Annotated in this window: 19 protein-coding genes; 2 read left to right on the top strand and 17 right to left on the bottom strand. The window is 64.3% G+C overall.

Annotation, left to right across the window (positions count from 1 at the left end; genetic code table 11):
• Position 1: 1 nt before the first annotated feature.
• The gene (locus ABIB66_RS31705) at positions 2 to 646 is read right to left on the bottom strand and encodes a TetR/AcrR family transcriptional regulator (RefSeq protein ID WP_354204681.1); all 645 of its coding nucleotides are present in this window, start codon (positions 644 to 646) and stop codon (positions 2 to 4) included.
• A gap of 116 nt (positions 647 to 762) precedes the next feature.
• Between ABIB66_RS31705 and ABIB66_RS31710 the strand changes: the two genes are divergently transcribed.
• Positions 763 to 1,407: a glutathione binding-like protein gene (locus ABIB66_RS31710; RefSeq protein ID WP_275169619.1), complete on the top strand. Its 645-nt coding sequence runs from the start codon at positions 763 to 765 to the stop codon at positions 1,405 to 1,407.
• Positions 1,408 to 1,494: 87 nt separating this feature from the next.
• Here the strand turns inward: ABIB66_RS31710 and ABIB66_RS31715 are convergent, their stop codons facing one another.
• The 11 genes from ABIB66_RS31715 to ABIB66_RS31765 form a co-directional block, all read right to left on the bottom strand.
• Entirely contained in the window at positions 1,495 to 2,262 is a 768-nt protein-coding gene (locus ABIB66_RS31715; RefSeq protein ID WP_354256914.1) for a substrate-binding periplasmic protein, read from the bottom strand.
• A gap of 34 nt (positions 2,263 to 2,296) precedes the next feature.
• Positions 2,297 to 2,677 carry a c-type cytochrome gene (locus tag ABIB66_RS31720; protein ID WP_354256917.1) on the bottom strand — a complete coding sequence of 127 codons (381 nt, stop codon included), beginning with the start codon at positions 2,675 to 2,677 and terminating at the stop codon, positions 2,297 to 2,299.
• Positions 2,678 to 2,765: 88 nt separating this feature from the next.
• Positions 2,766 to 4,484 (bottom strand): pyrroloquinoline quinone-dependent dehydrogenase, encoded by a 1,719-nt coding sequence (locus ABIB66_RS31725; protein WP_275169622.1) that lies wholly within the window; start codon positions 4,482 to 4,484, stop codon positions 2,766 to 2,768.
• 358 nt (positions 4,485 to 4,842) lie between these two features.
• Entirely contained in the window at positions 4,843 to 6,147 is a 1,305-nt protein-coding gene (locus tag ABIB66_RS31730; protein ID WP_354256920.1) for a TRAP transporter large permease, read from the bottom strand.
• 34 nt (positions 6,148 to 6,181) lie between these two features.
• Entirely contained in the window at positions 6,182 to 6,775 is a 594-nt protein-coding gene (locus ABIB66_RS31735; protein WP_354204671.1) for a TRAP transporter small permease subunit, read from the bottom strand.
• Between the two features lie 9 nt (positions 6,776 to 6,784).
• Complete coding sequence (locus ABIB66_RS31740) at positions 6,785 to 7,783, bottom strand: TRAP transporter substrate-binding protein (protein ID WP_354204669.1); 999 nt, start codon at positions 7,781 to 7,783, stop codon at positions 6,785 to 6,787.
• Between the two features lie 39 nt (positions 7,784 to 7,822).
• The gene (locus ABIB66_RS31745; protein WP_354204667.1) at positions 7,823 to 9,481 is read right to left on the bottom strand and encodes a hydantoinase B/oxoprolinase family protein; all 1,659 of its coding nucleotides are present in this window, start codon (positions 9,479 to 9,481) and stop codon (positions 7,823 to 7,825) included.
• Between the two features lie 2 nt (positions 9,482 to 9,483).
• Positions 9,484 to 11,568 (bottom strand): hydantoinase/oxoprolinase family protein, encoded by a 2,085-nt coding sequence (locus ABIB66_RS31750; RefSeq protein ID WP_354256923.1) that lies wholly within the window; start codon positions 11,566 to 11,568, stop codon positions 9,484 to 9,486.
• 141 nt (positions 11,569 to 11,709) lie between these two features.
• On the bottom strand, positions 11,710 to 12,516 hold the full coding sequence (locus tag ABIB66_RS31755; protein ID WP_354204663.1) for an NAD-dependent protein deacetylase: 807 nt from the start codon (positions 12,514 to 12,516) through the stop codon (positions 11,710 to 11,712).
• A 52-nt stretch (positions 12,517 to 12,568) separates the two neighbouring features.
• Positions 12,569 to 13,405, bottom strand: coding sequence for an SDR family oxidoreductase (locus ABIB66_RS31760; RefSeq protein ID WP_354204661.1), 837 nt, complete (start codon positions 13,403 to 13,405; stop codon positions 12,569 to 12,571).
• Positions 13,406 to 13,477: 72 nt separating this feature from the next.
• A complete protein-coding gene (locus tag ABIB66_RS31765) occupies positions 13,478 to 14,797 on the bottom strand; it encodes a solute carrier family 23 protein (RefSeq protein WP_354256926.1) in 1,320 nt (439 codons plus the stop codon).
• 125 nt (positions 14,798 to 14,922) lie between these two features.
• On the opposite strand from ABIB66_RS31765, the gene ABIB66_RS31770 reads away from it, so the two are divergent.
• The gene (locus tag ABIB66_RS31770; RefSeq protein ID WP_354204657.1) at positions 14,923 to 16,257 is read left to right on the top strand and encodes a dicarboxylate/amino acid:cation symporter; all 1,335 of its coding nucleotides are present in this window, start codon (positions 14,923 to 14,925) and stop codon (positions 16,255 to 16,257) included.
• Between the two features lie 264 nt (positions 16,258 to 16,521).
• Here the strand turns inward: ABIB66_RS31770 and ABIB66_RS31775 are convergent, their stop codons facing one another.
• Genes ABIB66_RS31775 through ABIB66_RS31795 form a run of 5 tightly spaced genes read right to left on the bottom strand, consistent with a single transcriptional unit; the run spans position 16,522 to position 20,870 of the window.
• Entirely contained in the window at positions 16,522 to 16,869 is a 348-nt protein-coding gene (locus ABIB66_RS31775) for a RidA family protein (protein WP_007596366.1), read from the bottom strand.
• Positions 16,870 to 16,884: 15 nt separating this feature from the next.
• Positions 16,885 to 18,006, bottom strand: a complete 1,122-nt coding sequence (locus ABIB66_RS31780; protein WP_354204655.1) for an NAD(P)/FAD-dependent oxidoreductase — start codon at positions 18,004 to 18,006, stop codon at positions 16,885 to 16,887.
• Positions 18,003 to 19,421 (bottom strand): FAD/NAD(P)-dependent oxidoreductase, encoded by a 1,419-nt coding sequence (locus tag ABIB66_RS31785; RefSeq protein ID WP_354256930.1) that lies wholly within the window; start codon positions 19,419 to 19,421, stop codon positions 18,003 to 18,005. Before ABIB66_RS31785 ends, ABIB66_RS31780 begins: the two co-directional genes overlap by 4 nt.
• Complete coding sequence (locus tag ABIB66_RS31790) at positions 19,418 to 19,714, bottom strand: (2Fe-2S)-binding protein (protein ID WP_007614350.1); 297 nt, start codon at positions 19,712 to 19,714, stop codon at positions 19,418 to 19,420. Before ABIB66_RS31790 ends, ABIB66_RS31785 begins: the two co-directional genes overlap by 4 nt.
• A 19-nt stretch (positions 19,715 to 19,733) precedes the next feature.
• Positions 19,734 to 20,870 (bottom strand): NAD(P)/FAD-dependent oxidoreductase, encoded by a 1,137-nt coding sequence (locus tag ABIB66_RS31795; RefSeq protein WP_354204651.1) that lies wholly within the window; start codon positions 20,868 to 20,870, stop codon positions 19,734 to 19,736.
• Between the last annotated feature and the right edge of the window lie 7 nt (positions 20,871 to 20,877).

A 20,877-nucleotide genomic window follows, 5' to 3' on the forward strand; every position in this document is an offset into this window, starting at 1 on the left:
TCTAGCTCTTTCCTCCCACTATCACGTCGATCGTCCCCTTTACGATCGCCTCGAGCTCCTTCCGCGACACACGCGCGCGGGAGCGAATAGCGATTGAGTGCACGGTTGCTGAAGCGAGCTGCGCCAGCACGGCGGGATCGGCGCTCTCGGGCAACTCGCCTTTCTCCTTGGCGCGGCGGAAGCAACTCGCAAATGCCTTGTCGAGCTCGTTGAGGCCATCGAGCACCATCGCGCGGATGTCGGGATCGCCGACCGCCTCGGAAGCCGCCGTGACCACGGTGAAGCAGCCGCGCGGGCCGGCCTCGCCGGAGAGATAGATGTTCAGCGCGGCGGCGAAGATGCGCTCCAGCCGCTGGCGCACGGGCATCTCCTGGCGAAAGATCTCCACCATCGATGCGCGCGCTTCCTCGCGGTAGCGCTGATAGCTCTTGATGTAGAGCTCGCGCTTGTCGCCGAAGGCACCATAGAGGCTCGGGCGATTCATGCCGGTGGCTTCGCTGAGATCGTCGAGCGAGGTCGCGGCGAAACCCTGCGTGCGGAACAGGTCGAGCGCCTTGCCAAGCGCGACGTCGGGCTCATAGGCGCGCGGACGGCCGCGGCGTTTGGGTTCGCTGGCAGCAGCTGGCGGCTTCTGTTTTTGTACCATTTCGCAATTTAATCCTTGACCGCCGCTATAATATGCAAGACAGTACAAAAATCAATCTGGCCGGGTTGAGCGACACTCCAGAAGTCACATCGAGGAATTGCCCAAGGAGGCTCAAGATGGATCTTTATTTCTCGCCGCTCGCCTGTTCGATGGCGACCCGCGTCGCGCTTTATGAAGCCGGCGCCGAAGCGAATTATCTCGAAGTCGACCCGCCGACCAAGACAGTGCTGAGCGACGGCACTGACTTTCGAACCGTGAACCCGATCGGCCTGGTGCCGACACTGCGGACCGATGAGGGCGTGGTGCTAACTGAGAACGCCGCGATCCTGCAATATATCGCCGACCGCTTCCCGCAATCGGGCCTCGGCGCCGCAGCGGGCATCGATCGCACGCGGCTGCATCAATGGCTCTGCTTCATCGGCACCGAGCTGCACAAGGGCCTGTTCATCCCGGTGCTCGACCGCAAGGCGCCGCAGGAGACGAAAGCCTATGCGCTGGAGAAGAACCTGTCGCGGCTGGACTATCTCGACAATTACCTGAAGGGGCGCGACTTCCTGCTCGACCATTTCAGCGTCGCCGACGCCTATCTCGTCACGGTCATCAACTGGACCATGGCGACGCCGCCGATCGAGCTCGCCAAATGGCCGAACGTGAAGGCCTATTACGAACGCCTGCGTCAACGGCCGTCGATCGCCAAAGCGATCGCGGAAGAGTTCGAGCTGTACAAGGCCGAGCAGGCGCGGAAGAAGGCTGCGGCGTAGCGGCACTCGAAACGACCCGTCGTTCCGGCCAATGCGGCCGGGACGACCGGTTAAACAGCGCGACAGACCGCTCACCGGAACAATTGGCTATTTCGGCGTGTGGAGTACGACCCCGTAGCGTCGGTATATCCGATCGATCGTGCCATCGTTTCGCAGCCGTTCAACCGTTCCATCGATGGTGTCGCGCAATGCATCATCCGGACGGACCATGCCGACCGCGACGTTCCAGTTGAGATCGGCTATGGACTCGTCGCGATCCAGGATGCGGAATGCCTTGTCCGGATGCGTCAGGTTGAAATAACTCGCCGCGGCGGGTGTGACCGCAGCGGCATCGATCTCATGGTTTGACAGGGCATCGAGGCTGTCGCTCTCGAAGCCAAAAGTCGACGTCGGGACGTGCCGTTGACTGATGATCATGGCAGCGACGGAGCCGACCTGCACCCCGACCTTGGTATGCTCGTTGAGGCTCTGGAACGAGGCGAGCGCGCTGGATGAGGGGACGGCGAGTGCGACGCCCGTGCGATAATACGGTTTTGAGATTCTCAAGCGGGTTTCACCCTGCGCTTCGCGGTCGGCGATGACATCCAGAACGATGTCGCAACCGGCGCTCCGCATCTGGTACTGGGTGATGATCCAATCGAGTCGCAGGGAGACGCCGAGCTCGTGTGCCAGCGCCTCGCCCAATTCGATCTGAAAGCCGGGAGGATCGGCGGCCTTGCTTGCGAACGGAAGCGAGTTCGGATGGGCGCACAATCCGAGCACGCCGGACGCGCGGATCGCGTCCAGGGTTCGCCCCTGCGCAGGATTCAGCAGTGCGATCACGGCGCCGACCACAAGCGGGAGAACTGTCTTCATTCCGCGTCCTCGTATCGACATCGGCCTGGTCGATTCAGCCCTCGCGCGGCTTCAGGGCGCGGATATATTTGACGATCTGGTCGATCTGCGCGTCGGTGAAGGCCCCGCCGAATGCCGGCATCGCACCGGACTTGCCGTTCTTGATGCGGCTGTGCAGAAAGTCGTCGTCGCGTGGGGAATCCATCAATTGCGGTCCCTTGCCGGCGGCCCGACCGCCAGCAGAGTGACAAAAGCCGCAAGTCCCCGCGAATAGCTGTTCGACGTCGAACGTCACGTTGTCGGGTGCAGGAGTGGCAGACTGCGCCTGAACCGGTGCGGCATACAGCGACGAGGCGCCCAGCACCGCCAATAGCAGCGCGGTGATCTTCTTCACATGCAAGTTCAAGGTATCCAGCTCCATATCCTGAAGCGCCACGCCCCGAAGCACGAGTCCTGAAGCACACCCGAAAATTCCAATGCACGGGAAGCAAGCTTGCGCCTGCTCCCCGGCAATCTGCGATGATTTATTTCAAGCTGAAGACGACGAGCGCCCCGTCATCACGCGGCATGCTCTTGTAGACGCCGCCGAAGTTTGGCGCGTATTCGTCCGCCAGCATGCCGCCAAAGCCAGCGGCCACGGCAATGTACTGCTTGCCGTTGACGGAATAGCTGACGATGCCGCCCTGGTGGCCGGTGCCGTTGTTGTGACTCCACAGCTCGGCCCCGGTTTCGGCATCGTAAGCATGAAGGATGCCGCGGGAGTCGGGCACGAATACGAGATTGCCCGCAGTCGACAGCACGCTTCCGAGCGGCGGCTCGGGATAGCGAACCTCCCACTTCTTGGCGCCGGTGATGGGGTCGCGCGCGTCGAGATGTCCATAAATCTCTCCGCCCGGAGGGGGTACCATCTTGAAATCGGCGCCAATGTTAAGCTGGACCTGGGGCGCTGTGACCGGCGTCGTCTTCTGGACGTCGAGCGTCATGCACCATTCCTGGCCGATCTTGTAGTACAGGCCGGTCTTCGGGTTGTAGGAGCCGGCATTCCAGCTGACGCCGCCGCCAATGAAGGGGCACAGCGGCGGTTCGGTAACCTTCCCGGCCGTGAAGTCGCGACGGCCGATCAAGGCACCCGTCTTGGGATCGATATCCTTGACGAAATTGATGTTCTCAACGAGCCGCCAGACATTCTTCACGGCGAGATTGCGGTCATAGACGAAGACGAAACCGCCCTTGTTCGGGTGAACCACGAACTTCTGACCGTCGCGTTCGAGCATCACAAACTCGCCGACCGCGCTGTCGAAATCCCAGGCGTCGTGCGGCAACTCCTGATGATGGAATTTCAGCCTGCCGGTATCGACGTCGAGACCGATCACCGAACTCGTGTAGAGATTGTCGCCCGGACGCGCGCCTTGCGTCTTGTAATCGGCGCCCGACCAATCGTAGAGCGGCGCCGGGTTTGCGGTGCCCCACAGGATTGTATTGGTCTCGGAATCGTAAGTGCCCGGCATCCAGCCACCGCCCCCGCCCGTGCGCCAGGAATCGTTTCCCCACGTCTTCATGGCCTCGTCGGTGCCGGCGACGGTCAAGAACTCCCACTTCTTCTTCCCGGTGGTGGCATCCAGGCCGAAGATCGGGCCGCGGCCCGGCCATTCACCGCCTTGCGCTCCGATGACCACCGTGCCCTTCGCGTAAAGCGGCGCACCGGTGAAACCGACCGTGAGCTTCTGCGAGTCGATCAGCCTGGTTTCCCAGAGGACCTTCCCCGACTTCATATCCAGGCCAAGAACCCTGCCATCCATGGTGCCGACGAAAACCTTGCCCTCGCCGAGCGCTACGCCGCGATTATAGGGGGAATGGGTCTGACGGGAGATCAGCGCCTCGTCGAGCTCCGGAAAATGGGACCAGATCACCTCGCCTGTCGCGCCGTTGAGCGCAAAGACCCGGCTGTAAGAACCCGAGTAATAGAGCACGCCATCCGCCGCGAGCGGCATCGACTGCAGGCCGCGGGTCGAGCGTCCTGGAATATGGGTCCAGGCAACGTTCAGATTGCCGACGTTGTTTGCATTGATCTGCGCCAGCGGGCTGTAGTGATAGGATTTGTATGAACCGTGATAGGTCAGCCAATCGTTCTGACCGCCGTTCTCGATCCGCGCAGTATCCACGGACTGGGCAAAGGCTGACGACACCATCAGCGTCGCGCCGGCAACAAGAGGTAGACCAGACTTACACCAACGCTTCTTCATCCGTTCCTCCCGCTTTTATGTTTGCTTAACGTGCGTCTCACAGATGCCGCCGCGAGGGATGCTGCAGTCCGCTATCTGTCGGTTCTTCTCCATCCGATACGAGCCACGAACGGCTCGACCTCTCTCGGCGGACATCGCCAAAAGGTGCTACGTTCTCTGGACTGGTTGCAGTTGCGCTTATCCTCGCTCCGGCAGCGTACGCCGGATGACGAGGAGCGCAAAGATACAATACGTGCACGGAGCGAATTTGACGCGCGGCGCAGATTGGAAACGTCAGGTGCGCTGACCGGTTCGTTTCGCCTCGCAGATCTCAGACTGCTGCGTGCGGGGCGGTAACGCCAGGGCTCCGACGACGGATTTATCCGTACAGCACCCTCGGGAGGATCGTGACGATGCCGGGCCAGAGCGTCAGCAGCAGCACGAAGCCGACCATGATGAGGAGATAGGGCATCGTGACACGCGCGATGTAGCCGAGGCCGTCGTCGGTCAGGCCCTGGATCACGAACAGGTTGAAGCCGACCGGCGGCGTGATCTGAGCCATCTCGACCGCCAGCACCAGGAAGATGCCGAACCAGATCTCGTCGAAACCCGCGCCATTCACGATCGGCAGCACGATCGGCAGCGTCATCACGATCATCGAGAAGCCATCGAGGAAGCAGCCGAGGATCAGATAGAATAAAATCAGCACCACGATCAGCATGAAGGGCGACAGCCCGAGCCCCTTGACGAAGGCGGCGACTGTTTGCGGGATGCCGAGGAAGGCCGCAGCGTTGCCGAGAATCGAGGCGCCGAGCACGATCAGCGCGATCATCGAGCAGGTCACGACCGAGCCGATCAGCACGTCACGCATCACCTGCTGCGACATCGAGCCCTGCGCCCAGGCGACCAGCGCCGCGCCGAACACGCCGACAGCTGCGGCCTCCGACGGCGTCGCCAGTCCGCCATACATCGAGCCGAGCACGCAGGCGATCAGGAACAGCGCCGGCGCGAGGTCCTTCAACGCCGCAAAACGTTCGCGCCAAGGCACCTGCGAGAGTTTGGCTTCCGTCTCCGGCACCATGCCGGGGTTGAGGGTCGTGTGCAGCATCACCCACCCCATGAAGGTGGCGGCCAGCAGCAGGCCGGGCAGCACGCCGGCCGTGAACAGTTTCAGGATCGAGACGTCGCCCAGCACGCCATAGATGATCATGATGTTGGACGGCGGGATCAGGAAGCCGAGCGTGCCGGCGCCGGCGAGCGAGCCGATCGCGATGTCGCGGGAATAGCCGCGGCGTGTGAGTTCGTTGAGCGACATGCGGCCGATCACCTGCGTCGTCGCCGCCGACGAGCCGGAGATCGCCGCGAAGATGGTGCAGCCGATCACGTTCACATGCAAAAGACGACCCGGCAGAAGCCCCGCCCAGGGCGCGAGCCCCTGGAACAGCGAACGTGACAGACGGGTGCGAAACAGCAACTCGCCCATCAGGATGAACAGCGGCAACGCCAGCAGTTCCTGCGTCGTCAAGATGTTCCAGGCGTATTGCGGCAGCAGCTTGTCGAGCGGGATCGAACGGAACATCGCCAGCAGCAGCGTCGCAGTGAGCGCAAGCGTCAGGCCAATCCATACGCCGCACGCCAGAAGCGCAAACAGCATCGCGAAGAGAGCAACGACTTCGATGGTCATGGGGCCCGGTGTCCGCTGGCTGGCGCGTGGGCGATCATTCGACGGGCGAGGCCTTCATGCGGTGATCCTCCAGCGGCAGGCCGAACACGGCCTGGATCGCGCGCGCCAGGAACTGGAGCGTCAGCAGCAGCATGCCGAATGTGACGACGGCCTGCGGAAACCATAGCGGGGTGTCGCTCGAGGTCGAAACCTGGCCGCGCACATAGGCGCCGAAGGCGAACTTCGCCATCGACGATGTCAGGAAGGCCATGAAGGCGAAGCCGGCGGCGGCCGACAGGATTTCGAGCGCGCGCTGAAACGGAGCCGGGACGTTCTTCAGGAGCAGCACGACACGGATATGGCCGCCGACGCGCAGGGTCATGGCAGCGCCGAAGGTGAAGGACGCCGCCATCAGATAGGAGGAATATTCCCAGGCGATCGAGATCGTGGGCGGAAAGAACGGCAGGAAGTTCGAGAGGAAGCGCGTTGCGACCTCGCACAGCATCAGCAGCGTCAGCATCAAAAGGCAGCCGCCACCGATCCAGCCGTCCAGCCGGCCAAGACGGTCAATGCCGTCGAGCAGGATGCGCAGCGGCGCCGGCGCCGCTGCGTTGAGACTCTGCGGAGCTGCCGGCGAAACGCTGACCACGGCCCGGCCTCAGCGCTTCATTTCGGCGAGATAGGCCCGCACCGGCTTGTCGGCCGTCGGCACGCGCTTGACGAAAGCGTCAAGCTGCGGCGCCGTCTTGGCGCGAATGTCGGTGATCATGGCCTCCGAGACCGGTACCACCTCCATGCCGCCTTCCTTGAGGCGATTGAGGCTGTCGACGTCCGCCTTGAGCGAGTTCGCCCAGAAGCCCGGCTCCATCTTCGCGGCGATGCCGGCGACGAGCTGCTGCTGATCGGCGCTCAGTGCCTTCCAGGAATCGAGGTTGACGGTGAGCATCTGCGACGACCAGACGTGGTTGGTCGGGTAAATGTATTTCAGGAATTCCCAGAATTTTCCGTCGACGCCCGACACGGCCGAAGTGGAGACGCCCGAGACCGCGCCGGAGGCCAGCGCCGGGATGGTCTCGCCCCAGGGAATCATCACCGGCGCCATGCCGACCACGGCAAGCATATCGACGGCGTTCTTGTCGGGCACGCGGATCTTGATGTTCTTCAACCCGTCGACATCGGCGACCTTGACCTTGAGATGCAGATATTGCGTCGGCCATGGCACGATGTAGAGGATCTTCTGGTTGTTGCGCGCGGCGACCTTCTCGTATTCGGGCCGCACATATTTGTGCAGCACCTTCAATTCGTCCATCGAGCCGCAGAGAAAGGGAATGCTTTCGACGCCCATGAAGGGCTCGTCGCCGACCTGCTGGATGTTGAGGACGTCGGCAAGCGGCACCAGGCCGTCGCGCACGGCGCGCAGATGCTCGGGGCCCTTGAAGCCGAGCTGGCCACCGGCCTTCACGGTGATCGCGACCGAGCCGCCGCTCTGCTTCTTCACCTCTTCCGCGAAGGCAAACGCGTTCTGGGTGTGGAAATTGCCGTCGGGCCATACCGTCGACATGTCCCAGCTCACCGTCGCCGCCCGCGCGCGGGTCGAGATGTGGCCGGCTGCGAGCAGCGTCGCTGCGCCCGCTGTAAAATTCCGTCGCGTGATCATTGAGCCCCTCCGTTTGCTACGCGCATGACGCCTCAGGCGTCATCGCGTATGCCCATAAACTGCAACCGCGTTGTCGGCAGACACGAGGCCGCTTTCGATGTCGTCGTTGACGGCTGTCGGCGCGCGCTCCCGGGGATCGCCGATGCCGGCACCGCCTGGTGTCAGCACCACCAGCCGGTCGTCCGGCGGCACTTGTTGAAAGCCCTTTCCACGCAGCTTCTTGCCGGACTTCAGGCCGACATAGCCGGCCTCGCCGTTCTTGCCGCCATCGCGGCCGCGCGGCGGATGATCGATGCGGTCGAACGCCGCCAGGATGTCGAACGGCGCATCGACGCCGCTGCCGACCTCGATGATCTGGCCTAGGCCACCGCGGGTGCGCCCTGCTCCTCCGGAATCCGGACGCAGCTCCTTGCGCCAGAAGATCAGCGGCGTCTGCGTCTCGGCGATCTCGACCGGCGTGCCGCGCACGCCGCTGGGATAGGCAGTCGCCGACAGCCCGTCCTTCGCAAAACGCGCGCCGGTGCCGCCATTGGAGGTCACCGCCATCGAGAATCCGTAATTGCCGCCGGCGCCCGAGCGGGTCTGTCCGCGAACGTTGAGATTCCACAGGCACGAGGTGCCTTCCGCGGGCACGCGCTCCGGAATGATCTGGCGCAGGCAGCCGAACACGACGTCGGGCAGCATCTGGCCAATGATGTGACGCGAGGCGACCGGCGCCGGCTTCGGCGCATTGAGGATCGCGCCTGGGGGAGCCGACACCGTCAGCGGCGAGAGCGAGCCGGCATTGTTCGGGATCTGCGAAGCGACGACGCACCCGAGACCGAACACGGTGTAGGCGATGGTGTAGGACAGAGGCACGTTGATGCCGAACCTGGACGCGGCCGAGGTGCCGTCGAAATCGACGTGGATGCCTTCGTCCGAGATCGTCAGCGTCGCCTCAAGCGAGACCGGCGCGTCATAGCCGTCGACCACCATGGTGTTGCGCCAGGTGCCCTTCGGCAGTTTGGCGATCTCGGCCAGCACGGCCTCGCGCGAGCGGTCGCAAATGTAGTCGCCGAGCGCATCGAGCGTGTCGATGCCGAACTCGGTCATCATCTCGACCAGGCGCTCGCAGCCGACGTCGTTGCAGCCGGCGAGCGAGTAGGTGTCGCCCTCGGTGTCGATCGGCAGCCGCGTGTTGGTGCGGATCATCGCCATCAGCGTCTCGTTGACGACGCCCTGGTCGATCAGCTTCAGCATAGGGATGTAGAGCCCCTCCATGAACACGTCGGTGGCGTCGGGTCCGAAGCCGATGCCGCCGATGTCCATGAGATGGCTGGTGCAGGAAAACAGCGCGACCGGCTTGCCGTCCTTGAAGCAGGGCGTGGTAACGACGAAATCGTTGAGATGGCCGGTGCCCATCCAGGGATCGTTGGTGATATAGGCGTCGCCCTCCTTCATCGTCTCGATCGGAAAGTGGGCGATGAAGTGCTTGACGGATTCCGCCATCGAGTTGACGTGGCCGGGCGTGCCGGTCACCGCCTGCGCCAGCATCCGTCCCTTGAGGTCGAACACGCCGGCCGAGAGGTCGCCGCATTCGCGCACGATCGGGCTGAAGGCGGTGCGGAGCAGCACCTGCGCCTGCTCCTCGACCACGGCGATCAGCCGGTGCCACATGATCTGAAGGTCGATCAGGCTCGCGCCGCTTGCCTTGCTCATGATCAGGCCGCCTTCCGTTCCATGACGATGCTGCCGGCACCGTCGATATGCGCGTCAAAACTGTTGGAGACGAAGGTGGACGTTTCGTCCTCCGCAATCACGGCGGGACCTGCAATCGTCGCGCCTGGCGCCATATCCTCGCGGCGGTAGAGCGGGATCTCGATCACCTCCCCCGCCCGGCCATCGAAGAACTTGCGGCTGCCGGTCGCCTTCCCGGCGGGCCTGCGCGTGACGGCCGCGACCGTAGCCGGATTGCGCGCCTCGGTCGTCGCAAGCACGGACCAGCTCAACACCTCGATCGCCGCACCCGGGATCGATCGCTCGAACATCGCCGCATAATCCGCTTCGAACTTCTGGCGCAGGCCGGCCAGATCGGTCGGCGCCAACCGCCGGTTCGGCAACTCGATCGAGATCTCATGGCCCTGGCCGACATAGCGCATGAAGGCGGCGCGGCGCTCGCGCACCGGCGCACCTGCTGCCCCGGTTTCGACCAGCGCACGCGCCTCGGTCACCATCTCCTGGAGCAGGTCGGAAACACCATCGGTGTCGAAATCGTCGAGCCGGACATGACGGCTGCGCACCAGCTCATAGGCGATCGGAGCCGCAAGGAAGCCAACGGCCGAACCGACGCCGGCATTGGAAGGGACGATCACGCGAGAGACACCGATCTTCTCGGCGACGCGCGCTGCATGCAGCGGTGCCGCGCCGCCGAAGGCGATCAGCGTATGCTGACCGACAATCTCCCCGCGCTCGACCGCGTGCACGCGCGCCGCGCTCGCCATGTTCTCGCAGACGACCTCGTGCACGGCATAGGCCGCAGTCTCCGCCGACAGACCGAGCGGCTCGCCCACGGCGCGCAGCAGGGCCTGCTTCGAGAGTTCAGGGTCGAGCTTGATCGTTCCACCCGCGAAGTCGTCGGGATCGATCATGCCGAGCGCAACGTCGGCATCCGTCACGGCCGGGCGCAGGCCGCCGCGGCCGTAACAGGCGGGCCCGGGCTCCGAGGAGGCACTCTCCGGGCCGACCGTGACGCGCTTCATCGCATCGACATGGGCGATCGAGCCGCCGCCGGCGCCGATCTCGACCATCTCGATCACGGGAATCCGCACCGGCAGACCCGAACCTTTCAGGAAGCGTGCAGCGCGATCGACCTCGAACACGCGCGAGGTCTCGGGCTGGTATTTTTCGATCAGGCAGATCTTTGCCGTGGTCCCGCCCATGTCGAAGGACAGCACCTTGCTCTCGCCGAGACGCGCCGCGATCTGCGCCGCGAAAATGGCGCCGCCGGCAGGACCGGATTCGACGAGGCGCACCGGAAAGCGCCGCGCCGTCTCGATCGAGGTGACACCGCCGCCGGAGGTGACGAGATAGATCGCGCCGCGGTACTGCTCGACCTGCAAGGCATCGGACATGCGGGCAAGATAACCGTCGATCAGCGGTTGCACATACGCGTTGGCCACCGCAGTCGATGTCCGCTCATATTCGCGGATCTCCGGGCACACCGCGGACGATACGGTCACGGAAATGCCGGGCATCTCCTCGCTGATGATCGCGGCCGTGCGGCGCTCGTGCTCGGGATTGGCGTAGGAGTGCAGGAAGGCGACCGCGACGCTCTTCACGTTCAACGCACGCAATCTTGGCGCGAGCGCACGCACCGCAGCTTCGTCCAGCGGGAGGCGGACGCCACCGTGGGCGTCGATACGCTCCGGCACGGTGAAGCGCAGGGATCGCGGCGCCAGCGGCTTCGGCTTGTCGATGGTGAGGTCATACTGGTCGTAGCGGCTCTCGGTGCCGATATCGAGCACGTCGCGAAAGCCCTCGGTCGCGATCAGCGCCGTCTTGGCGCCGCGACGCTCGATGATGGCGTTGGTCGCGAGTGTCGTGCCGTGAATGAAGACGTCGATGTCGCTGATATGGGCACGCGCATCAGCGAGAATGAGCCGCATGCCATCGAGCACCGCCTGTTCGGGCCGCTGCGGCGTCGTCAGCAATTTGCGCGTCTTGCGATCCTGCCCCACGTCCAGCACGATGTCCGTGAACGTGCCACCGATATCAACGGCAAGCCGCACCTCGGCTCCCTCAAGCATTCCAAATTCTCCGTGCTGATCGTCAAGACTGAGGACAAAAGCGCAGCAATTTCCATGCCATGGATGACAAGGAACATGCTGTGTCCAGCTATTCTGCTTGGCACCTATGCAATAGGCAAGGCGTGTTCGCAGCCCGCGCGATCAGAGCAGGAATGCAAGCGCCGCTTCGCAGCGCTCCTCGACCTTCAGGGTGAGGAGATCATCGGCCCGGGTGCGTCCGAGATTGACCGCAGCGATCGGGATTTGCCGTTGCGCAGCAGCCTGCACGAAGCGGAAGCCGGAATAGACCATCAGTGACGAGCCGACGATGAGCATGGCGTCGGACTGCGCCAGATGATCCTGCGCGGTAGCGACCACGTCGCGCGGGACGTTCTCGCCGAAGAACACGACATCGGGCTTGAGGATGCCGCCGCAGGCTTCGCAAGGAGGCACCTGGAACGACGAAAAATCCGCATGCTCCAGGTCGGCATCGCCATCGGGTGCGTCGGCGGCATCGAGCGTCAACCATTCCGCATTGGCGTGGCCGAGCGTCTCCTGGAATTCGCTCCGCGGCGTCTTTCGGCCGCAGCCCATGCAGCGGACCAGATCGAGCCTTCCGTGCAAGTCGATCACCTGGCGGTGGCCGGCGGATTGATGCAGCCGGTCGACGTTCTGGGTCAGCAGCATTCCGCAACGCCCGCTCGTCTCGAGCCGGGCGAGCGCGTGATGCGCATCGTTCGGCCTCGCTTGGCCGAACCGCCGCCAGCCGATCAGGCTGCGCGCCCAATAGCGCCGGCGCGTATGCTCTTCAGACATGAACGCCTGGAAGTTCACCGGCTGGGTTCGCTTCCAGTTGCCGTGACTGTCGCGATAATCGGGAATGCCCGAATTGGTGCTGCAGCCAGCACCGGTCAGCACGAACAGATTTTCGTGCTGGCCGACGAAATCCCGGAGCGGATGGTTTGTCATGGCGCAGATGTAGTCTGCGCAGGCCGGTTTCGCCAGATGGCGAGGAAGCCCGCTAGCTTGCCCAGTTCTCGCGGAATTCGGGAAACAGCGTCAGGCCTCCGCAGGCGTAGATGGTCTGCCCCGTGATATAACTGGCATCATCCGAGGCGAGGAAGGCGAACACCGCAGCGATCTCTTCCGGCGTGCCGACGCGACCCAGCGGAATGTGGCTGGAGACCACGCCGCGCTTTTCCGGATCGCCGGTCCAGGCCGCGTTGATCGGCGTATCGATCGCACCGGGCCCTACCGCATTGACGCGAATGCCGCGGCCGGCGAATTCCAGCGCCAGCGTGCGCGTCAGATTGGCCATGCCGCCCTTGCTGATGGAATAAGCGAGGTAGCCGGGTTTCGGGATGATCTGGTGCACGCTGGAGCAGTTGATGATGCTGCCGTCTGCGCCGCGCGCGACGAAATGGGCGAGCGCCTTCTGGGCGCAGAACACGGCGCCGTTGAGATTGACGTCGATGATGCGGCGGTAAGTTTCGATGTCGAGCGCTTCGCTCGGCGATTCCCGCTGGAAGCCGGCATTGTTGACGAGGCAGTCGAGGCGCTTCCAGCGCGCCAGAATGGTCTCGAACATCGCGGCGACCTCTTGCTCATGACCGACATCGGCCTTGACGATAATGTGATCGAGCCTGCCGTGGCCGCGATCACCCGATGCCGTCCGTGCCAGCGCGAGCGTCTCCTCGGCCCCTTCAGGGTGACCGAAATAGTTGATGGCGACGGTCGCGCCCTCCTGAGCGAGCCGGATGGCGACGGCACGGCCGATGCCTTGTGAGGCGCCGGTCACCAGCGCGTGCTGGCCGACAAGACGCGAGTGAAACGAGGTCGAGCGAGCGGTTTGTGGCATGGGTTCTCTCCGGGATGCCTGATCAGCGACGGAACCGGCTTTTTGTTCCATCCCTCAGCGCATCGCTGCGATTCATTCGGCGCGGCGCGCGAATGGCGAGGTCAGTATCTGATACAGGATGATAGCGCCAAAGGTTGCGGTGCCGATCCCGCCGATCGTGAAGGCGCCGAATTTGAGCGTGAGATCGCCGGCGCCTGCGGTGAGCGCGACCGCGATGGTGATCAGGTTTGCCGGACTTGAGAAGTCGACCTTGTTCTCGACCCAGATCCGGCCGGCCATCGCGGCAATCAATCCGAACAGCACGATCGAGAGCCCACCGATGACGGGACCAGGGATCGACAGAATCAGCGCGCCGAATTTCGGCGAGAAGCCGAGCAGGATGGATACCATGGCCGCGAACGCAAACAGCAAGGTCGAATAGACCTTCGTGGCCGCCATGACGCCGATGTTTTCGGCATAGGTGGTAACGCCGGTGCCGCCGCCGAAAGCAGCCACGATGGTTGCGAGGCTGTCGGCGAGCAAGGCGCGGCCGAGATAGTCATCGAGGCTCCGGCCTGTCATGGCGCCGACGGCCTTGATGTGACCGAGGTTCTCGGCGACGAGAATGATCGCGACCGGCGCGATCAGGACGATCGCATCGGTCTGGAAGGTCGGCGTGGTAAAACTCGGCAGGCCGATCCACGGCGCGGCCGCAAGCTGGGTGAAGTCGATCGGCTTGCCGAAGCCGAGGCCGTTCGCGAACAGCAAGTACACAAGATATCCGCCGATCGCGCCGAGAATGATCGGCAGGCGGCGCCACAGGCCCGGTGCGCCAACGGCAACCACGGCGATGATCAGAACGGTCGCGAGCCCGATTCCTGTGTCGAATGCATTGGCGCTCACTGCCTTGACCGCCACCGGCGCGAGGTTGAGGCCGATCGCGGCGACCACGGCGCCGGTGACGGCCGGCGGCAACAGCCTCTCGACCCAGCCAACCCCCGACCACATCACGATCAGCGCGATCACGCCGTAGAGCACGCCGGCCCCGACGATGCCGCCAAGCGCAACCGACAGGTTCGGGTTCGGCCCGTGCCCGGCGTAGCCGGTGGCCGCGATCACGACGGCAATGAACGCGAAGCTTGAGCCGAGATAGCTCGGCACGCGCCCCGCGACGATGACGAAGAAGATCAGCGTGCCGACGCCTGAAAACAGCACCGCAACATTTGGATCGAACCCCATCAGCAGCGGCGCGATGATCGTGGAGCCCGACATTGCGACGCAATGCTGGAGACCGGAGACGACGGTCTGGCCAAGCGGCAGCCGTTCCTCGGGCATGATCACGCCGGAGGACTTCAGAGTCCAATGCGGGAAATAGCCTCGCGCTCGCTCGTCGGAGCCCGTTGCAATCGGCATGTTCCCCCCAGTTGCGGTGCAGCGACCGATCTTCGTGCGAACAGACAAAAATGTGATTGTCGCTTCTGCAGCGGCCATCACATGATGCAAATCAAATAAGATCAATACGTTCCGGGGCCTATTCTATGACACAGATCGCGATTCAGCCAGCCATCCACCGGCGGCACCAGCCCTGGTACAAGATCCTCTACATCCAGGTGCTGATCGCGATCGCACTCGGGGTGCTAGTCGGCTATTTCTATCCCGATCTCGGCAAGGCCCTGAAGCCGCTCGGGGACGGTTTCATCGCGCTGATCAAGATGATGATCGCGCCGGTGATCTTCTGCACCGTGGTGCACGGCATCTCCTCGATGGGCGACCTCAAGCGCGTCGGCCGGGTCGGGCTGAAGTCACTGATCTATTTCGAGACGGTCTCGACCGTCGCGCTCGCGGTCGGCCTGCTGGTCGGCGAGGTGCTCCAGCCCGGACACGGCTTCAACATCGATCCCGCCACGATCGACCCGAAGTCGGTGGCGACCTACGTCACCAAGGCCAAGGAAGAAGGCATCGTCGCCCATCTGATGGCGATCATCCCCGACAGCTATCTAGGCGCCATCGCACGCGGCGATCTGTTGCAGGTGCTGTTGATCTCGATCCTGTCGGGCTTCGCCATCGCCTTTCTCGGCAAGGCAGGCGAGCCCATTGCGGAAGCGATCGACAAGGCCGCAAAGATGTTCTTCGGCATCATCCGCATCATCGTGCGCGTCGCCCCGATCGGGGCGTTCGGCGCGATGGCCTTCACCGTCGGTGCCTACGGCCTCGGCTCGCTGCTCAACCTCGCGGCCCTGATCGGCACGTTCTATCTCACCAGCATCCTGTTCGTTGTGGTCGTGCTCGGCGCAATCGCGCGGCTCGCCGGCTTCTCGATCCTCCGTTTCATCGCCTACATCAAGGACGAGCTGCTAATCGTGCTCGGCACCTCGTCATCAGAGACGGTGCTGCCGCAGATGATCCAGAAGATGGAGCATCTCGGCGCCTCGCGTTCGGTGGTCGGGCTCGTCATTCCGACCGGTTACAGCTTCAACCTCGACGGCACCAACATCTACATGACGCTGGCGACGCTGTTCCTGGCGCAGGCGACCAATACGCATCTGACCATCTGGCAGGAGCTCGGTATTCTCGGCATCGCCATGATCACCTCGAAGGGCGCCTCGGGCGTGACCGGGGCGGGCTTCATCACGCTCGCGGCGACGCTCTCGATTGTGCCTGACATCCCCATCCAGTCGATCGCGATCCTGGTCGGCATCGACAAGTTCATGAGCGAGTGCCGCGCGCTGACAAATCTGATCGGCAATGGCGTCGCCTGCGTCGTCATCAGTATCTCCGAGGGCGAGCTCGACCGCGATGCGCTGCACGAGACCATGGCCCATCCGCTGGAGATGGGTGAGGCGCTTGAACCGGGCGGCAGCGCCGCCTCCTAGGCCGCGCGCAGGTTGGCGGAGCCCGGTTCCAACGCGGTAGTTTCCCGGAGTGGTCAATTGGCGCGCCGCGAGTCACAACTATCGCGTTGGGATCACGGATTGATACTCATGTTTTCCACCCGACGCGCTGGGGGCAGGGCGTCGGGTTTTTGAAAATCACTGCAAGGGACGACGCGCCGGGACCGGCGCGCCGTCGACGGCCTGGATTGGCATCGTCGTTCCTGCGGCTGGACGCCGGGCTTCAGTCCACATCGGCAGACGCCGTTAGCCCTTGAGCGCGGTGACCACGACCTCGATCAGCGCGCTGCCGCCGAGATCGGCGACGCCGACGGTCGCGCGGGTCGGCAGATTGTCGCCGAAGAACTCGGTCCAGACCGCGTCCATCTCCTTCTTCTTGGAAAGATCCGTGACGAAGATCGAGGTGCTCACGACGCGCGACTTGTCGGTGCCCGCTTCCTTCAGATATCCGGCGATCTTGCCGAGGATGTTGCGGGTCTGCTCGCCCATCGAGACCGAGGTGTCGTCGGCGATGGTGCCGCCAATGAAGACGAAGCCGTTGGCTTCGACGGCGCGGTGCATGATGGGGGTGCGGATGCTGCGGGTAATGCTCATGATGTCCTCTTGATGCTAGAGCGTGGAAGGGTGGAAACGGTCGATGCCGAGATCGCCGATGCGGGTTTGAGTGCCGCCGTTGACGATCAGCTCCGCCATGACGGCGCCCGCCCCGGGGCCGAGTTGGAAACCGTGCAGCGAAAATCCGAACTGGTGATAGAGGCCCTTGTGGCGGCTGCTCGGTCCGAACACCGGGATGTCGTCCTTCATCTTCGCCTCGATACCGGCCCAGGCCCGCATGATCGTCGCGTCGCGCATCACCGGGAACAGCTCGAACACGGTGCGGGCGCTGGTCGCGAGACTCTTCCAGTCCAGCACCGTCTCGTTTCGATCCTGATAGGGCGTCGCCAGATGGCCGCCGCCGATCAGCACCGTGCCGTTCTTGAATTGCTTGAAGGACAGTTTGCGCCCCCGCAGGATCACGACGGGATCGATGAAGTGCGGCACGCGCGAGGTGATCATCAGCATCGGCGCCACGGTTTCGACCGGAACGGGCTCACCAAGCGCGGCTGCGATGGTCCCGGCCCAGGCGCCGGCGGCATTGACGAGCACCGGCGCGGCAAAGGTCTCGGCGCCGACATCGACATGCCAGAGGCCATCGATGTGCCGGATGTTCGTGGCGGCAACGCCCTCGCGCACGGTCGCACCGAGCTGCCCGGCCTTGCGCCGGAACGCGGTCGTCGCCTGCGCTGGATTGGCGGCGCCGTCGCGGCGCGAGACCACGCCGCCGGGACAGGTCTCGGCGACCGCAGGCACGAGGCGCCGCAGCTCGGCCGCATCGATCAGCTCCTCGTGGGTAAAGCCGAGCGCGTTGAGCTCGGCCACACGTGCACGGCAGATCGCGAGTTCCTCCTCGTTCTCTGCGACGAGGACCTGGCCATAGCTCTCAAAGCTGCAATCGTCGTCGAGGAGATCGGTGATCTTCTCCCAGATTCCCATCGAGCGGATCGAAAGCGGGATTTCGGGGATGTGCCGCGCAAGCTGGCGCACGCCGCCGGCGTTGACGCCGGAGGCGTGCCGGCCGGCATAGTCCTTCTCGATCAGCACCGGCTTCAGGCCGGCCAGACACAGATGCAGCGCAGTCGAGCATCCGTGGATGCCGCCGCCGACGACGATCGCATCCACGTTTTTCGTCATCCGCGCACCACCGCCTTGATGTCGTCTTCGCTCTTCGGCACGGCGGCAAGCTCGGCGAGCGTGATCGGCTTGACCGGCGCTCGCAGCCGGTAATAGCCGATCTCCTGCGGGCTCTTGCCCCGCGCCTGCGCCATCAGCTCGGTGACCGTGAGGCCGCAGAGCCGGCCCTGGCACGGACCCATGCCGGTGCGGCGATAGGCCTTGAGCTGGTTCGGCCCGGTCGCGCCGATCGCGACGGCGTCGAGAATATCCTTGGCAGTGACCTCCTCGCAGCGACAGACGATGGTGTCGCCCGCGGGAATGCGAAACTGCGGCGCCGGACGGAACAGCGTGTCGAGGAAAACGCGGCCACGCTCGGCCTTGGCAAGATCGGCGCGGAGGCTCGCCATTGCTGGAAGCTTCGCGGCGGCCGCAGGCGCCAACGCCTCCACGGCCGCGCGCGCCGCGATGCGGCCGCGCACCACGGCTGCGTTCGCACCGCCGATGCCGGCGCCGTCGCCAGCAATCGCAATGCCCGCGACCGACGAATTTCCGCTGGTATCGAGCACCGGAGACCAGCACAATTGCAGATCATCCCAGCGATGCTCGATTCCGGCCGCCATCGCCAGATTGACGTTGGGCACGACGCCCTGATGCAGCAGCAAGAGATCCGCAGGTATGGTCTCGCGCTTGCCGCCGGCGACATAGCTCACGCTCGCGAGCTGGCCGTCGCCGGATGCCGAAAGTTCGGTGACGCCGGAGACGACCTGCACCTTCGCCTTCACCTCGCGCATCATTGACAGGCCCTTGGCGAAATAGGGCGAGGTCAGAAACGCGAAGGCGTGGGGGAGAGCCGCAGAATAATTGCCGCGCTCGGTGGTGTCGAGAATGCGATCGATGCGGCCACCGAGACGCAAAATCTGCGCGGCGAGCAGCCAGAGCAACGGCCCCTGCCCCGCGATCACCGCGCGGCCGTCCGGCACCAGGGCCGATGATTTCAACATCGTCTGCGCGGCACCCGCGGTCATCACGCCCGGCAGCGTCCAGCCCGGAATCGGGAACGGCCGCTCCAGCGCTCCGGTCGCGAGGATCACGCGCCTCGCCTTGACGAACGCGGAGGCGCCACCGATCGAGACGGCGATATCGAGGTTGTGGTCGAGGCTCCAGACGGTGGCACGGTGGATGACCTCGGCGTCGCTCCCGCGCAGCGCCTGCACGAGTTCGGCGCCCACCCAGTAGTCGGCGCCGAGCTGATTGCGCTCGGTCACCGGTGTCGAGGAGATGGCGCGGAACACCTGGCCGCCGGGCCCGACATTCTCGTCAAGCAGCAACGTCGACAGGCCGGCTTCGGCGGACGTCGTAGCAGCGGCAAGGCCGGCGGGCCCGGCCCCGATCACCACGACGTCGTATTCTTCGCGTTTGGGAGCCACAGTCATTTCCCGATCTCCCGCTTGCCCTTCTGAATCTCGATCTGCATGCCCTCAGTGACCGGCACCAGGCAGCCCTGTCGGTTGCCGACGCCGTCGATGGTGACGAGGCAATCGAAGCACACGCCCATCATGCAATAGGGCAAACGCGGCGCGCCGCTCACCGCGGTCGAACGGCGTGCATCGCAGCTCGAGGCCAGCAGCGCCGCGGAGACGGTGTCGCCCTGCCGCGCCGCGACGGCGACGCCATCGACGAAGATTTGCACCGGCGGCCGCTTGTCCTGCTCGGATCGTTTGAACATCTGGGTTCCTTCAATATCTCTAGTAGCCGCTGTTGTTCGCAGCACCGGCGGCACCAAAACGGCTGGCCGAGAACGCGCCGACCAGGTCCGGCTCGAGCGCGCCCTGCGCGACCATCCGCGCGATCTCGAAAGCGTGGTTGGAGGCGAGCGTCACGCCGGAATGGCAGCAGGCGACGAAGGCGCCGGGATGCGTCTCCGACTGGTCGTAGATCGGAAAGCCGTCCTGCGGCATGACGCGGATGCCGGCCCAGCTCCTGACCACGTTGAGCCGCGCGAGATGCGGAAACATCCGCTGCGCACGATCGGTCATCACGGCGCTGATCGAATGCTTCATCGCGCGATCGTCGAGCTCGTCTTCCTTGCTGTCGCCGATCATCACCGTGCCCTCGTCGGTCTGGCGGATCGTGGTCAGCGGATGCGGCAGGAACGGCATGGTGCGCTCGGTCACCACGATCTGGCCACGGGTCGGGCCCATCGGGGCGTAGAGACCGACCATCGGCGCCAGCGTCTGGTTGGCATTGCCGGCGGCGAGCACGATCTTGGCGGCACGGAGCTCGCCCTGCGGCGTGGTCAGGCGGAATTCGTCGCCACTCTTGCTGATCGCCGAGACCGGACGCTCCGGATGATAATCGATGCCGAATGCCTTGAAGCCGGTGTGGAACGCTCGGAACGTGCGCAGCGAATTGACGTGACCATCGAGCGGACAAAAACTACCGCCGGAGACATCAGGCCCGATCAGCGGCAGCACCTTCTTCACCTCGGACGCCGGCAGCATCTCCATCTTGTAGTCGGCGGCGCCTGTCTGGTTGTGCATGCGCTTGACCAGCTCGGTACGCTGGCCGAATTCGTCTTCGCCGAGGGTGAGGTGAAAGCCGCCATTTTGTTGAAGCGAGACGTCGAGGCCGGTCTGCTGCTTCAACTCCGAGGCAAGCCTTCCCCATGCCTGTGACGCCTGCACGGTCCACACCGTATAGGCCGGCATGCCGAGCCCCTTGCTCTGCACCCAGACCAGCGCAAAGTTGGCACGCGAGGCACGCTTGGAGATGTCGCCTTCGTCGAGCACGGCGACGCGTCTGCCGAGCCGGCCGAGGCCCCAGGCGATGGCGGAGCCGAGCAATCCGCCGCCGACGACGGCGACGTCGTAATCTGTTCGCATGGATTCT

The sequence above is a fragment of the Bradyrhizobium sp. F1.13.3 genome (assembly GCF_040548265.1).
In the GTDB taxonomy this organism is placed as follows: domain Bacteria; phylum Pseudomonadota; class Alphaproteobacteria; order Rhizobiales; family Xanthobacteraceae; genus Bradyrhizobium.

Excerpts from the sequence above, each read along its gene's own strand:
- ABIB66_RS31705 (WP_354204681.1), bottom strand. The coding sequence starts at position 646 with ATGGTACAAAAACAGAAGCCGCCAGCTGCTGCCAGCGAACCCAAACGC.
- ABIB66_RS31710 (WP_275169619.1), top strand. The coding sequence starts at position 763 with ATGGATCTTTATTTCTCGCCGCTCGCCTGTTCGATGGCGACCCGCGTC.
- ABIB66_RS31715 (WP_354256914.1), bottom strand. The coding sequence starts at position 2,262 with ATGAAGACAGTTCTCCCGCTTGTGGTCGGCGCCGTGATCGCACTGCTG.
- ABIB66_RS31725 (WP_275169622.1), bottom strand. The coding sequence starts at position 4,484 with ATGAAGAAGCGTTGGTGTAAGTCTGGTCTACCTCTTGTTGCCGGCGCG.
- ABIB66_RS31730 (WP_354256920.1), bottom strand. The coding sequence starts at position 6,147 with ATGACCATCGAAGTCGTTGCTCTCTTCGCGATGCTGTTTGCGCTTCTG.
- ABIB66_RS31740 (WP_354204669.1), bottom strand. The coding sequence starts at position 7,783 with ATGATCACGCGACGGAATTTTACAGCGGGCGCAGCGACGCTGCTCGCA.
- ABIB66_RS31745 (WP_354204667.1), bottom strand. The coding sequence starts at position 9,481 with ATGAGCAAGGCAAGCGGCGCGAGCCTGATCGACCTTCAGATCATGTGG.
- ABIB66_RS31750 (WP_354256923.1), bottom strand. The coding sequence starts at position 11,568 with ATGCTTGAGGGAGCCGAGGTGCGGCTTGCCGTTGATATCGGTGGCACG.
- ABIB66_RS31755 (WP_354204663.1), bottom strand. The coding sequence starts at position 12,516 with ATGACAAACCATCCGCTCCGGGATTTCGTCGGCCAGCACGAAAATCTG.
- ABIB66_RS31760 (WP_354204661.1), bottom strand. The coding sequence starts at position 13,405 with ATGCCACAAACCGCTCGCTCGACCTCGTTTCACTCGCGTCTTGTCGGC.
- ABIB66_RS31765 (WP_354256926.1), bottom strand. The coding sequence starts at position 14,797 with ATGCCGATTGCAACGGGCTCCGACGAGCGAGCGCGAGGCTATTTCCCG.
- ABIB66_RS31770 (WP_354204657.1), top strand. The coding sequence starts at position 14,923 with ATGACACAGATCGCGATTCAGCCAGCCATCCACCGGCGGCACCAGCCC.
- ABIB66_RS31775 (WP_007596366.1), bottom strand. The coding sequence starts at position 16,869 with ATGAGCATTACCCGCAGCATCCGCACCCCCATCATGCACCGCGCCGTC.
- ABIB66_RS31780 (WP_354204655.1), bottom strand. The coding sequence starts at position 18,006 with ATGACGAAAAACGTGGATGCGATCGTCGTCGGCGGCGGCATCCACGGA.
- ABIB66_RS31785 (WP_354256930.1), bottom strand. The coding sequence starts at position 19,421 with ATGACTGTGGCTCCCAAACGCGAAGAATACGACGTCGTGGTGATCGGG.
- ABIB66_RS31790 (WP_007614350.1), bottom strand. The coding sequence starts at position 19,714 with ATGTTCAAACGATCCGAGCAGGACAAGCGGCCGCCGGTGCAAATCTTC.
- ABIB66_RS31795 (WP_354204651.1), bottom strand. The coding sequence starts at position 20,870 with ATGCGAACAGATTACGACGTCGCCGTCGTCGGCGGCGGATTGCTCGGC.